Genomic DNA, 13,952 nt, shown 5'->3' on the forward strand with positions numbered 1-13,952 from the left:
CGGTATCGCCTAGCTGTTGCTACATCGCTTAATAAATCTTTTTCGTAAAGTATTTTAAGATCAGTGGAGAGATCAAGGTGCTCAACAAGACAACGATCACCAAAGGGGAATACAATGTGGACGAAATCAATTGGTTTTGTTGACCAATCTGCAAAATGATCAATGCCATTTCACCTCGGGAAATCATTCCAGCTCCCACCATCCAAGCACTGTTGTTCGAGAATTTCGCGATTTTCGCCCCGACATAGCCGCCGACCAGTTTGGTCAAGATCGCGACCACGGTAAAGGCAAGAATAAAGAATAATTGCTCATTTAAGCGGGAAAAATCAACTTCTAAGCCAACGCTGACAAAGAACACCGGAATGAAGACGGCATAACCTAATGCTTCGACACTGTGTTCCACTTCCTCACGAACCTTCGTTTGACTGACAGCGATCCCTGCGAAGAAGGCACCAATGACAGAGCTTAACCCAACAAGGTCAGCAAGATACGCCATTCCTAAGCAGATGATCAGTGACATGATGATCACCGCGGAATTTGCAAATAGCTTTTCTGCAAGTGCCAATAAGAACGGAGCGATCCATTTCACCAATAGAAAAATCAACACAAAATAAATCAGTTCTACCAATAAGGTGACCGGCAGTGGTGTTGCTTGGCTGCTTTCGCCGCCTAAAAAGGAAAGGCTAAGACTCAAAACCAACACGACCAAAATATCATCCACGACGGAAGCACCAAGAATCGTCGAACCTTCTTTCGTGTTCACCACATTCAACTCTTTCAATACTTCGACAGAAATACTGACTGAGGTGGCAGCTAATACGATCCCGAAAAAGAACGCTTCTGTGGGACTGCTTTGAAAACCGACTCCTGTGGCATACCCGAAGAGCATCGGGAACACGATCCCTAAAAGGGCAACGAGCATTCCTGGACGAAAATAGCGTTTCAATAAAGAAATATCACTTTCCAGTCCCGCTAAAAACATCAGCAAAATAACACCAATCTCTGAAAAATCATGAACTAGAATATCTGGATGGACCCAATTGAGTCCTGCGCCTCCTAATAAAACCCCCGCTAGCAACTGCCCGATGACAGCAGGAACGCCCATCCGTCTCGCCAGATGCGAGAAGAGGGTCGTCGTGATTAGGATCAAACACAAAATCCCGACAAAATGCATAAAACCTCATCCTTCTTTCCTATAACATACTCCCCTTTAGTATAGCATTCTCTCTTGAATTGAGCCTGTATCAAGCTTTTTTTTAATAAAAGAGTTTCATTAAACCACACGTTTTTGAGATGAGGAGGAAGCGAAGGCAATTAGAATTATTCTGCGCAATCATTAAAATAAAAAAACATTATTTTCACTTTACTTGTAACAAATTATTGTTCGAGCCAATGGGCAAGCTGCTGAAAGACCATTTGGACTTGCGGCTCCTCGACGTTTTTCAAAAAGTCGTGGGGCAAATCATAGACAGGGACAAATTTACTTTTAGGCACTTTCTTCAAGCCTTTGCTGTAACGAAAAGGTACTTCCTCATCGGTACTGCTAGCACTGCTGAAAATTGGAGGAAATTGTGAAAGCAGCTCAGGATCAATGGCATAGTCAGAAAGATCCTCAGCTGTTAGCCCATAGATGGTGGCGAGTTCTTGCTGTTGGACCCAATAAACATAAGGCAAATAGCGCTGAAACTGCGGATCATCCCAAACGATCTCGGTTTGATCCAAAGGAGGGACTTGCTCTTTGCTTAAGAGCGGCTGCTGCAAGACTCGTTTGTTTTCGATAAAAGAAAGATCGGTGTACCCATAAAAGTTGACCAGTTTTTCAGGTAATCTCTGTTGTTCCTTCAGTAATTGCTGGGTCAGCGCCAGCATCAAATACCCACCGGCTGACCGACCGCAGAAACAAAATGGGCGATCTTTAAGCACAGTTGCTTGCAATTCTTGAAAGTTCTGCCAGTTCATTGCTAAAATCTCCGCTAACGAGGAATTAGGTGCCAGCAAATAATCGACTGTGAGGACGCTGTATTGCTGCGCTTGAAATAGTGCGATCAGTGATGCGGGAATGTCTTGGCGGGTTCCATAAACAAAACCGCCACCGTGAAAATAAACCAGGTATTTCTCAGAAGCAGGATAAAGGGTCACCGAAGCGCCGGTGGTCAATTGCCATTCTTTTTTCATTTTGCTTGACTCCTTTTCTGAAGCTCTAATAAATAGGTGCCGATCTCGTAATTGACTAATTGGATTGGACTTGTCAGATCGATCTCTAGGAGCTGTTCAATTTTGCTTAGCCGGTAGCGAATCGTTTTGGCATGAAGAAACAAGGTTTCAGCCGTATTTTTGTAATTGCGATTCGTGATAAAAAAGGTATACAGCGTTTTGAACAGCTCTTCATTTTCTTCCGAAAGTTGATACAGCTTCGGGGGAATGCTTTGCTGCAGCTTTTCTAGTTGGTTCTCCTTGATAAAGGAACTAAAGATACCTAAGTCGCTATAGGCAATGATCGGCGCCAAATAAAACTGCCGATTGAAGCGGATCGCATCCAAACACTCTGGCAGGATCTCTTTGATCTGTTCCTTGCGCAAGACTTCGCTGACCACCAAGCAGCCATGTTCATCGGCTAGCAGGGCATCATCAAAATGTGTCTGCAGCATCTGTTTCGTCACCTGATGGGCGATCGATTGGAAATTATAAAGGATCACCAAATAATTATGGTGTTCGAAAAAGACGTGGGGTGTTTTCAACGCCCGTAGCTTGTGCAAAACGACGGACTTACGCTCTTTATCTTTAAAGCTGTTGGAAGCAAAGGCGATGCCTTGGTAGAAATCATAGCGATCCAGTTGCGCTTCTTCTAACAAAAGATCCAGCTCAGCCAAATTGCTAGGAGTGTTTTGCAAGATCGCATCGGCAAGATTGTTCATGCGATTGTAGCGCTCTTTCTTCAACAAATACTCCATTTGGAGGCGTTCATAGATGACGTCGATCACATTTTCAATAATCATGACTTTTGCCTCAGGGATCTGCGAATCTTTCTGATAAACGATCAAAGTACATAAATCATTGTAAGGATTGATGATCTCTACTTTGAGGGCAGTCACATATTGATTGTTCTCATGAGAAAATAATTCCAAATATTCGTAGTGGTTCTTGGTAAACTCGACGGTTTTCATGGGTTCTTGTTTGGTCACCACGAAATTCTTAAAGGATTGACCGACGGACACATGCACATCTAAATGGGGGATGCGCAAAGAACAAGGCTTTTCGATCAATTGATAGAACTCCTGCATGATCTGATCGAAAGAAGAGTGGTTGCGCTCGACTTTCATGAAGCGCTGGCGAACTTCGTAATAGGTACGCAGCAGCTGGGTTTGGTGATTCAGCAATGGTTCGTAAACCGCTAGCATGATGGCTTCATAGCTGACTTCTTGCTGCACTTTGATCAAAGGGATCTGATAAGCAAAGCTAAGCTCGATCACCCAATCTGGAATCATAGGGATCAAGCGATCCACTTTGATCACTAAACCGCTGACGCCGATTTGCTGCATTTTTTCAAAAAAAACACGCAGTTCCTCAGGGGATTGGTCTTTGAAGGCATAAAAAGAAGTCAAAATCAATTGATGGGCTTTGCTCCATTTCTCGATATCCATCGCTTCCAGCACCATAACGGAACCAACGGAATTTGTTAAACCAATGGAGCCAGTCAGGACTTTACTTTTTTCAAAAAGCGGCAGTTCAACCAATTCTTTTAATTTCATAAAATGCTCCTTTTTTCTCTTTTGGATAAAAAGTATAGCATTTTTTTAGAACTTTATCCAATGAAAACGCAAACAAGGCTCGTTAGAATGAGAGTATAAGAAAAGGAGGAGAACAAATGCTGCACACAGTAATCTTAAAGAATAACTACCAAGATTCCATTAACTTAATGCTGCTGACGAATACGATCAATGATCTAGGCGATGTCGAAATGAGTCAAATCATGATGGGGACGGATGCAAACAAAGACATATTAAATAACACTGGATTGCTTTCTAAAGAGGCAGAAGGTGCTTCACCCAACGATATGATGATCGTGGTCGATAGCCAAAACGAACAGATCATGGATCAAGTAATGCCAGCGATCGATTCATTCTTAGCTGATCTTTCAGCAAAAGATCAAGGCAAAGAAACGCCAGCGGCGGCTTCATGGCAAGAAGCCTTGAGCGCAATGCCAGATGCCAATGTTGCATTATTTAGTATTCCTGGGGAATATGGCGCAGCCGAGATGGAAAAAGCGCTAAAAAATGACTTGCATGTTTTCTCTTTTACGGACAATGTCGCTATCGAAGATGAAGTGCGTTTGAAAAAGCTGGCTCATGAAAAAGGCTTATTGATGATGGGGCCTGACTGTGGGACTGGTATTATTTCTAGCATTCCGATTGCCTTCACGAATGTTGTGGCACCAGGAAACATCGGTGTCGTTGGTGCCTCTGGTACGGGGATTCAAGAAGTGACGACGATCATTGACCGATTAGGCGGTGGTGTCGTTCATGCCATCGGGACCGGCGGACGTGACTTAAGCGACAAAGTTGGGGCGATCACTGTCAAAGATGCCATCGTTGCTTTAGAAAATCATGAACCGACAGATGTGATTTGCGTGATCTCGAAACCACCTGCAAAAGAAGTGCGGGATGAAGTCGTTCAATTGCTGCAAAGTATCAGCAAACCTGTGGTAGCGATTTTCTTAGGAGAAAAACCAGAAGCCCATGAAGGAAAAGTCTATTTGGCACATACGCTGGAAGAAACAGCGCGCATTGCTGTTGATCTTGCCAATGAAGAACCCGTCAAAGCGAACTATTTTGAACGCGTGGAAACCCCAGATGTGCCCAAACTCGCTGAAGATAAAGTGGTCAAAGGTCTTTATTCTGGCGGTACATTAGCTGCCGAAGCAGGAATGCTGATCTCCGAAGCCTTGAATCTAGAAGGCCTTGTAAAACAAGAAGGCTATATCTTGCATTCCCACGGCTATGATGTGATCGACCTTGGTGATGATATCTATACCCAAGGCAAACCGCACCCAATGATCGATCCTGAAGTGCGCATCAAAAAAATCGAAGACTATGCGCAAGATGAGCAAACCGGGGTCATTTTATTTGATGTGGTGTTAGGTTACGGCGCACATGCAGATATGGTAGGTGCACTGTTACCAGCCATCGAAGCTGCACAGCAAACAGCCCAAGCAGCTGATCGCACGCTGTACTTTGTTGCTACCGTCTGCGGAACTGAAAAAGATCCGCAAAACTATCAAGAAGCAGTCAACCGTTTGAAAGCAGCTGGCGTCTATGTGGCACCAAGCAATGCTCAAGCAGTGCAATTAGCCCTCGCCTTAAAAGGGGCGACTCTTTCTGAAGCAGACAAAGCGGTCAATGACTATACTGGTAGCAAAGTTGAGGTGCCGACAGTTAGCGAGAAAGTGATGGAGCTGTTGACCACCAAACCACGGATCATCAATGTTGGCTTGCAAAGCTTCAATGAATCGATCCTGCAATATGGCGGGAAAACAGAACAATTTAACTGGCGTCCTCGTGCCAACGGCAACAAGAAAATGATCCGTATTTTAGACGCGTTAGAAGAATTTGACGAAAAAATCACAGCTGAAAACCAAGCAGTGACGGATAAAATCAAAAATGCCCAACCATTCTTGATCGATGTCGTTCCAGCTAAATCAGTGATCGCTGAATTAAACGAAAGCCAGAAAACCTTGCTGCATGCAGGACCGCCGATCCAATGGTCGGAAATGACGGGACCGATGCAAGGGTCTTGTATCGGCGCTGCCTTGTTTGAACGCTGGGCGAAGGATGAAGACGAAGCCCGCCGCTTACTCGAAAGTGGGGAAGTCCGCTTTATGCCATGTCACCATGTCCAGGCAGTTGGACCAATGGGGGGAATCACTTCTGGGAATATGCCTGTCTTTGTGGTTGAAAACCGCCTTGTCGGCAACAAAGCCTACTGTATTTTGAACGAAGGGATCGGTAAAGTCTTACGATTTGGTGCCTATTCACAAGAAGTCATCGATCGTTTGGATTGGATCAAAGACGTTTTAGGACCAACCATTGCCAAGGCATTGCAATTAACAGAAGAAGGCATCAACTTGAATGTATTGATTGCCCGGTCGATCACAATGGGGGATGAATTCCATCAACGAAATATTGCAGCATCATTGAACTTTTTGAAAGAAATCGCGCCGTTGATCATCCAAACAGAGATCGATGAAAAGCAAAAATATGAAGTGATCAAGTTCTTAGCAGATACCGATCAGTTCTTCTTGAATATCATGATGGCAACTGGCAAAGCCATCGTTGACGGTGCCCGTGTCGATGCCAAAGGAACGATCGTGACCACCATGACGAGAAACGGTGTTAACTTTGGGGTTCGTGTCGCCCAAACAGAAGACCAATGGCATACTGCACCAGTTAATACGCCGAAAGGTTTGTACTTTACTGGGTTTACCGAAGCAGATGGCAATCCTGATATTGGGGACAGTGCCATTACTGAAACCGTCGGCGTCGGAGCAATGGCGATGGTAGCCGCACCAGGGGTAACACGCTTTGTCGGCGCTGGGGGCTTTGAGGATGCGCTGGAAACTTCCAACGAAATGGCAAAAATCTGTTTCGGTCATAATCCGACCTTCTCGATCCCAACATGGGACTTCCAAGGGACTTGTTTGGGGATCGACATCCGCAAAGTCGTTGAAACAGGCATCACCCCAATCATCAATACTGGGATCGCCCATAAAGAAGCAGGTGTCGGTCAAGTCGGCGCAGGCACGGTGCGTGCACCGTTAGGCTGTTTTGAAAATGCCTTGACGGCTTATGCGAAGGATCTGGGGATCGATGTTGACTGAGAAAATCAAAATCAGTGATTATCTAGACCCACTGCAACGATTCGGTCGTACCGGTCGGGTGCATAGCGTGTTTGATCGTTCATTCAATGTGACGATCGGGCAGCAGCTGGTCAATATCAACAACTATCGCAACTATTTGACTGGCTTCGGGGTCTTTTTACCCGATGCATTGTTTGAACAAGTCTTGCCTTTGATCGAAGTCGGCAATCGCGTGCAAGTCCGAGAGCATGGTCTGACCTTTTACAGCACAAAAGGAACATTTTCTCTTTCATTAGAGGAGAAAGAATTGGTTTCGCTGCAGGTGAAGGAGTTATCCTTCACCTCTGCGGAATTGCAGCTTTTGAAAGAAATACTGCTTCAGCAAGAACTAGAAACCAAGATTGGGTTGCCAGAAGATGAGAAAACCCAAGCAGTGTTTGCGGCATTGCGGCAGCCTGTCTCAGATTGGGAACCAATCATTGACCACCTGATTGGTCGCGGCAAAGGATTGACACCTAGCGGCGATGATCTTCTCGTTGCCTATCAAGCGATGCTCTATGCCTTGCAGCAGCCAGAAGCTGACGCGTTAGCGCAAGCATTGGCAAAACCGCTGTCTACGACGGATGTCAGCCTTGCTTATATTCAAAGTGCCAGTCAAGGGTATGTCAATTCTCTGATGCTGCAATTATTTAAAGACTTAAAAAAGCAAAACCCACAGGTGATTGAAAAAGATGTGCAGCAGTTGATGTCCGTTGGTCATTCGTCAGGCAAAGATCTTAGTTTTGGGTTGTTGTTAGCGTTGGAGTCATTGTCACTTGAGGAAAAAGAATAGAAATGGGGAGAAATCATGGAAATCAGTAACCAGAAAGATGCGGTCAAAGTAAGCAATTCTTACTGGAAAAAAGTCGTTGCTATTTTCTTTGTCGGCTGGATTTTAATGTACGCCACACGGACGATCTTCAATCCAATCATGGGTGTGATCGGAGAAGAATTCAATTTAAGCAACACACAACTAGGACTTGCCAATAGTATTTTCTTTTTGACTTATGCCGTTGCGCAAATTCCTTTTGGTATCATCGGCGACAAAATCGGTCGCAAATTAGTGATCGCTCTAGGCTTTGTTTTATTGGCGGTGACTACGTACTTCAGTGGGCTAGCCACAAGCTTTGTTTTGTTCTTAGTGATTCGTGCCATTGCAGGGATTGGTCAAGGTGCCTATTACGGTCCGCAATACGCATTGTCTACCGAAGCGATTCCCGACAACAAACGGACCGTCGGAAATGCCATTATCAACAGTGGGATGGCGTTTGGAACGTCTGGCGGGTACTTGCTTTCTAGTAAATTGGTCTTGGATAATGGGGGCCATTGGAGTCAACCCTTCTTCCTAATGGCAATTCCGACCTTGATCGTCGGTGTATTGTTCTATTTTGTTTTGAAAGAAAAAGTGATTCGTCCAGAAGATGAAGGACAAGAAATAAAAGAAGAAGGGTCAAAAGAAAAGATTTCCTTGAAGCAGATTTTTTCAAACCGCAATCTCGTGGCAGCCTTTGTTCTTTGCTTTACCAGCATTTATGCAAACTTTGTGATCATTACTTGGTTGCCGCAATTCTTGATTGCCGAGCGTGGCTTTGAAGGGGCGAGTGTCGGCTTTATTGCTTCCTTAGTCCCATGGGCATCGATTCCAGGTGCATTGATCTTTGCTCGATTGAATGATAAAACTGGCGCGACGAAAAAATTAGTCTATTTATTGGTCCCATTGGCGACCCTTTCCGTATTTGCCATTGCCTTTGTAACCGATCGTACCTTATTGATCACTGTTTTGATTTTGTATGGATTGACTGGCAAGCTGGCGCTTGATCCAATCGTCGTGACCTTTGTGACGAAAAACGCACCAAAAGGCGCCTTAGGAACGACCTTAAGTGCCTATAACTTTATCGGGATGTCGGGGTCGATCTTAGCACCTTATGTTACTGGCTTTTTAGCCGATTCTTTAGGATCGATGCAAGTCGGGTTTTACCTGTCTTGTCTATTACTGCTGATCGGATTAGGTGTTTTTGCCGTATTAGCAAAGGAAAATCAGAAGGAGAGCATAAAATGAGTTTGAATGTGATCGCGTTAGGCGGTAATGCTATTTTAGATAAAGACCCCAGTGATGAAGGACAAAAAGCAGTTGTTGCGCAAGCAGCACGTTATATTGCCGATTTTGTCGAAAAAGGGGAAAAAGTCATTGTTTGTCACGGCAATGGACCACAAGTCGGCAATTTACTGCTGCAGCAAAAAGCCGGGGAAAGTGAAAAAAATCCTCAATTGAAATTAGACAGCTGCGTGGCGATGACTCAAGGAAGTATCGGGTATTGGCTGCAAAATGCCTTGATCAATGAGTTTGCCACACGTCAAGCACATCCTTCAGTGATCTCATTAGTCACCCAAGTTCGTGTCGATCCAGCAGATCCATCCTTTGAGAAACCTTCCAAACCAGTCGGACCATTTTATAGTGAAGAGGAAGCCAATGCTGCGATGGCAGCCAATGGCGGGGTATATCAAGAAGATGCTGGGCGTGGTTTCCGCAAAGTGGTTCCATCCCCGAAACCGCAAGAAATCGTTGAAAAAGAAGCCATTAAAACATTGGTCGATGCTGGTGTGATCACGATTTGCGCCGGTGGTGGTGGCGTACCTGTCGTTCGCAACGATAATGGGTTTACTGGCGTGGAAGCCGTCAACGACAAAGACTTTACCGCCAGTGTCTTAGCAAAAGATGTGCAGGCCGATCGCCTGATTATTTTGACCGGTGTCGACAATATCTACATCAATTACAACCAGCCGAATCAGCAAGCCTTAGGGGAAATCAGTGTGGCACAAGCCAAGGGCTACATCGAGGAAGGCCATTTTGCAGCGGGCAGTATGTTGCCAAAAATAGAAGCTGCGATTGATTTTGTTGAAGAAGATGCAGCCAGAACCGCGATTATTACCTCAATCGAAAAGTTAGCTGAACTAGATCAGCATACAGGAACCATACTTCGAAAATAAAGAGGGGATCAAAGTGAAAGCAAAAAAACTACCGATGGTGACGCAGATCGTTATTGCCGTTCTTCTAGGGATTCTTTGCGGTTTGTTCTTTGGGCAAGCCGCTTCATTCCTAAAAATCTTGGGCGATCTTTTCTTGCGTCTGATGCAAATGGCGATCCCGTTATTGATCGTTGGACAAATCATTCAAGCAGTTGGGGGCATTGCCCCGAAAGAACTCACACGTTTGGGTGGAAAAACGATCGCTGTCTTTGGGATTTCCTCCTTATTCGCTGCTGCATGGGGTGTGCTGATGGCGGTCTTCTTTGCTCCGGGCAAAGGGATCGACTTTTCACAAGCTGCCGGTGAACCTCTGCAAGCACAAGAAATTTCTATATCAGAGACAGTGATCAACTTTATTCCCACGAATATTTTCGATGCGTTGAGTAAAGGGTCAATTATTCAAATCATCGTTTTTGGGTTGTTCTTTGGTGTTGCCCTCAATCGCTTTATGCAAAAGAAACCTGAGTCAGCTCTTTATGGGCTGATCGTGGATCTGAATGAGGTCGTCATTGCCATCATTCGTTACGTGATGATCGTGGCACCAATCGGTATTTTTGCATTGATCGCTTCAACGATCAGCTCCCTGGGTTTGCAGATCATTTTGCCATTAGGCAGCTATTTGCTCGTCTACGGTCTAGCCACCGTCACGTTCCTTGGGCTGTGGCTAGTCTTGTTGACCGTGTATTGTCGGATCAATCCGTTACGATTGATCAAAAATATGAAAAATATGTCGGTCATGGCCTTGGCGACAACCTCCTCTGCCATCACACTGCCGATCGCTATGGAAGAATCCCAGAACAAATTAGGTCTCAGTAGCCGCATCACCAATTTGGTATTGCCATTGGGCATGTCTTTGAACAGCAATGGGTCAGCAATGCATATGGCGATTACCGTCATGACGATCGCCCAAATGTATCAAATCAACTTTGACGGGATCCAAATGGTGACGGTAGCTGTCACTGCGACTTTCGTTTCTTTAGCCAATGCTATTGTTCCCGGAGCGGGGTTAGTTTCCTTGGCAATCATTGTTCCTCAGCTCGGTTTACCAATCGAAAGCATTGCGCTATTTGCTGGTGTCGAATGGTTTGTTGGCATGCTGCGGACGATTTTGAACGTGAACTCAGACGTCTATTCAGCGCTGCTGATCGCTAAGTCAGCCGATGAACTCGATCATCGCGTATTTAATCAATAGGAGAAGCCGTTGCCAAGCGTGCTTCTCTTTTTCATAAGGAGGAGAAAAGATGGAAGAAATGAGCAGACGTTCTCTGCTGGAATTAGAAGCATTAATGAAAAAGAAACTATTGGCTGCTGGTTTGCCAGAAGCCGCTGCCAGTGAAACAGCGGCACATTTGACCTTTGCGGATGCGTGCGGGATCCATTCTCATGGTGCCGTGCGGATGGACTACTATGCCGAGCGTTTAGTAAAAGGCGGCATCACGCTGGAACCAAACATGTCTTTTGAAAAAACAGGCGCCGCTACCGGAATTTTCCACGGAGATAACGGTATGGGGCATTATGTGTGCAATGAAGCGATGGCGATCGCCATTCATCTGGCAAAAGAAGCCGGGATCGCTGCAGTAGGAATCGAGCAGACCAGCCATAGCGGGACGATGGCGTATTACGTCAAACAGGCTGCTGAAGCCGACTTAGTGGCGATCGCCATGTGTCAATCGGATCCGATGGCGGTGCCTTTTGGTGGGACCGAAAACTATTTTGGCACCAATCCAATCGCGTTTGCTGCACCACGAGCCAATCATCCGCCGGTGGTTTTTGATATGGCGACAACGGTTCAAGCGTGGGGCAAAATTTTGGACGCTCGCTCGAAGAAACAGCAGATCCCCGATACTTGGGCAGTAGACGAGCATGGCTTGCCTACCACCGATCCTTATGCAGTCCAAGGATTATTGCCCATCGCTGGTGCTAAAGGATATGGCTTGATGATGATGGTGGATATTTTAGCTGGCTCAATGCTAGGCTTGGCTTTTGGTAAACAGGTCACCTCCATGTATGCGGACTTGACGGAAAAACGCCGCTTAGGACAATTCCTGCTTGTGATCGATCCATCTCGTTTTACCAACACCGAAACTTTCAAGCAAAGCATCGATCAGATGGTGACTGAGCTGCATGCAATCCCGCCAGTAGAAGGGCAATCACAAGTCTACTATCCTGGAGAGATCAGCCAAATACACTTTGAAAAAGCCCAGCAAGAAGGGGTCATGATCCCCAAAGCGATCATCGATTATCTCGAAACCGAAACCCTCCATTTTGATCGCTATGGTAGTCAAGATTCCTTTGCTAAATAAAGATCTGCAGAAGACGGTTGGTTCAGAGGGGGATTGAACCAACTGTTTTTTTGCTGTCTGGGGCAAAGAAAAGTTTTCAGTCAGAAAATCGCACATTATTGGCAGGATCAGACGAATTCTTTGAGTTGGTTCATTTTGTTCAAAGCATTTCTTAAGCCATTCGACCTTTGATTGCTTGTTTTTTGGAATGTGGTAGAATAGGTCGCATAAGTTAAGATCACTCAAGAAATGAGAGAAAAGCGAGGATGCAACGTGGCAATGAATAAAGTGGTTCTTACTGGGAAAATCGCAGAGATGCCTAGTAAAGAAGCGTTTGATGCGGCGGACGATCAGGGCGTACGTTTTGATCTTGTCATTGTGTCTCAATGGCAAAACAGTGAAGAAGTGCACCATGAATGGTTTGCTTGCGTCATTCATGGAAAGCAGGCAGAGACCTTTTTACGGTATACTCAAAAAGGGGCAAGTATCAAAATCAATGGACACTTGCAAGGCTGTCCTTATGAAACACCAGAAGGTCAGAGACTTTGTGCGGCAGAAGTGGTGGTGGATAGCTTCCAAATCTTAGAGTTGGCAGAAGAACCAGCGGCGCCTTTTCCTAAAAAGCGGCCATCGACACTTGATGAAACGACGCAAACAAAGTTGATCCGTAATGAAAAAGATCCCCTAAAAACACAGATGCTGGAGTTTTTAAAAGACAATCGATTATTTTAATGACGAAACATGCGGAAAGCAACGGCTTCTCGCATGTTTTTTTACATAGAGAAAGCATTGGTAAAATTCAACTATATCTGACTAGCGGTGTTCTTTATTGCTTATCAAAGAGGGGGTTAAATAGAATGGTGATTGTAATAAATGATCGCGAAAGTGAAAATAGTGTTTCACAAAAAGTGCGGATTGGTTTAGAATAGTTGAAACATATCTTGAGAAAAAGAGCGGCGCTTGCCTTGTGCAACTGCTAGATGCCGCTTTTTTTCTGAAAAAATCGTTAATCAGGGAGGGATGTCGATGAGCAAACCAATTATAGGGATCGCTGCGAATGAAGTGCAAGATGCTGGCGATGTGCTGCATCATTTGCCGATCGCCTACACACCATTAGGGTATGTGCGAGCGATCCAGCAAGTGGGCGGACTGCCATTGCTCGTGCCAATCAGTGAGCCAGCTGCAGCCAAGGACTATGTTTCACAGATCGATAAACTGGTATTAGCTGGTGGACAAGATGTTTCACCCAAGTTTTATGGGCAGGAAGCCCATCAGGCAACTGGAAGTGGCTTTTTGGCACGGGATGAGTTTGAACTAGCGCTGATCGATGAAGCGCTGCTGCAAAAGAAACCGATCTTTGCGGTTTGTCGGGGAATGCAGCTGGTCAACGTGGCATTCGGGGGCACGCTGCAGCAAGACATCAGTACCTTCAGTGAGATCATTCATATGCAGGCACCGATTCCGAAAGAAGTGCCGACTCATGCCATCGCGACGGCTGAAAAAAGCATGTTGGCTCGTGTCTATGGTCAAAAAACAAAGGTCAATTCCTTTCATCATCAAGCGGTGGATCGATTGGCTCGTCCATTGCAAAAGACAGCTTGGAGTCCTGATGGTATCATTGAAGGCATTGAACACGTGGGTCAGCGTTTGCTGGCGGTTCAATGGCATCCAGACTTTGCCTATGATGCGCTTTTACAAGAACAAGCGGTTTTCAAGTATGTCGTTGACGTGTTGTAAGAAAGAGAGTCACG

General features: G+C 45.4%; 11 protein-coding genes. 8 read left to right on the forward strand and 3 right to left on the reverse strand.

The window, feature by feature from the left end; translation table 11 throughout:
- Nucleotides 1–28: 28 nt before the first annotated feature.
- The 3 genes from FJU10_RS09615 to FJU10_RS09625 form a co-directional block, all read right to left on the reverse strand.
- On the reverse strand, nucleotides 29–1,174 hold the full coding sequence (locus FJU10_RS09615; RefSeq protein ID WP_081117446.1) for a cation:proton antiporter: 1,146 nt from the start codon (nucleotides 1,172–1,174) through the stop codon (nucleotides 29–31).
- A 203-nt stretch (nucleotides 1,175–1,377) separates the two neighbouring features.
- Complete coding sequence (locus FJU10_RS09620; protein ID WP_140965772.1) at nucleotides 1,378–2,175, reverse strand: alpha/beta hydrolase; 798 nt, start codon at nucleotides 2,173–2,175, stop codon at nucleotides 1,378–1,380.
- The gene (locus FJU10_RS09625) at nucleotides 2,172–3,749 is read right to left on the reverse strand and encodes a PucR family transcriptional regulator (protein WP_140965773.1); all 1,578 of its coding nucleotides are present in this window, start codon (nucleotides 3,747–3,749) and stop codon (nucleotides 2,172–2,174) included. Before FJU10_RS09625 ends, FJU10_RS09620 begins: the two co-directional genes overlap by 4 nt.
- A gap of 116 nt (nucleotides 3,750–3,865) precedes the next feature.
- Here FJU10_RS09625 and fdrA point away from each other — a divergent pair, with 116 nt between their 5' ends.
- The 8 genes from fdrA (at nucleotide 3,866) to FJU10_RS09670 (ending at nucleotide 13,938) form a co-directional block, all read left to right on the forward strand.
- Nucleotides 3,866–6,874 (forward strand): DUF1116 domain-containing protein, encoded by a 3,009-nt coding sequence (gene fdrA / locus FJU10_RS09630; protein ID WP_140965774.1) that lies wholly within the window; start codon nucleotides 3,866–3,868, stop codon nucleotides 6,872–6,874.
- On the forward strand, nucleotides 6,864–7,685 hold the full coding sequence (locus tag FJU10_RS09635; RefSeq protein ID WP_140965775.1) for a DUF2877 domain-containing protein: 822 nt from the start codon (nucleotides 6,864–6,866) through the stop codon (nucleotides 7,683–7,685). Before fdrA ends, FJU10_RS09635 begins: the two co-directional genes overlap by 11 nt.
- 15 nt (nucleotides 7,686–7,700) lie before the next feature.
- On the forward strand, nucleotides 7,701–8,951 hold the full coding sequence (locus tag FJU10_RS09640) for an MFS transporter (protein ID WP_140965776.1): 1,251 nt from the start codon (nucleotides 7,701–7,703) through the stop codon (nucleotides 8,949–8,951).
- A complete protein-coding gene (arcC, locus tag FJU10_RS09645) occupies nucleotides 8,948–9,880 on the forward strand; it encodes a carbamate kinase (protein WP_077452859.1) in 933 nt (310 codons plus the stop codon). The genes FJU10_RS09640 and arcC overlap by 4 nt, the downstream gene beginning before the upstream one ends.
- Before the next feature lie 13 nt (nucleotides 9,881–9,893).
- On the forward strand, nucleotides 9,894–11,111 hold the full coding sequence (locus FJU10_RS09650; protein WP_140965777.1) for a dicarboxylate/amino acid:cation symporter: 1,218 nt from the start codon (nucleotides 9,894–9,896) through the stop codon (nucleotides 11,109–11,111).
- A gap of 49 nt (nucleotides 11,112–11,160) precedes the next feature.
- Nucleotides 11,161–12,222 (forward strand): ureidoglycolate dehydrogenase, encoded by a 1,062-nt coding sequence (allD, locus tag FJU10_RS09655; protein ID WP_140965778.1) that lies wholly within the window; start codon nucleotides 11,161–11,163, stop codon nucleotides 12,220–12,222.
- A gap of 228 nt (nucleotides 12,223–12,450) precedes the next feature.
- Nucleotides 12,451–12,933, forward strand: coding sequence for a single-stranded DNA-binding protein (locus FJU10_RS09660; protein WP_077452856.1), 483 nt, complete (start codon nucleotides 12,451–12,453; stop codon nucleotides 12,931–12,933).
- 294 nt (nucleotides 12,934–13,227) lie between these two features.
- Entirely contained in the window at nucleotides 13,228–13,938 is a 711-nt protein-coding gene (locus tag FJU10_RS09670) for a gamma-glutamyl-gamma-aminobutyrate hydrolase family protein (RefSeq protein WP_140965779.1), read from the forward strand.
- Nucleotides 13,939–13,952 lie beyond the last annotated feature (14 nt).

The sequence above is a fragment of the Enterococcus sp. OL5 genome (assembly GCF_006491895.1).
GTDB classification, from domain to species: Bacteria; Bacillota; Bacilli; order Lactobacillales; family Enterococcaceae; genus Enterococcus_D; species Enterococcus_D innesii.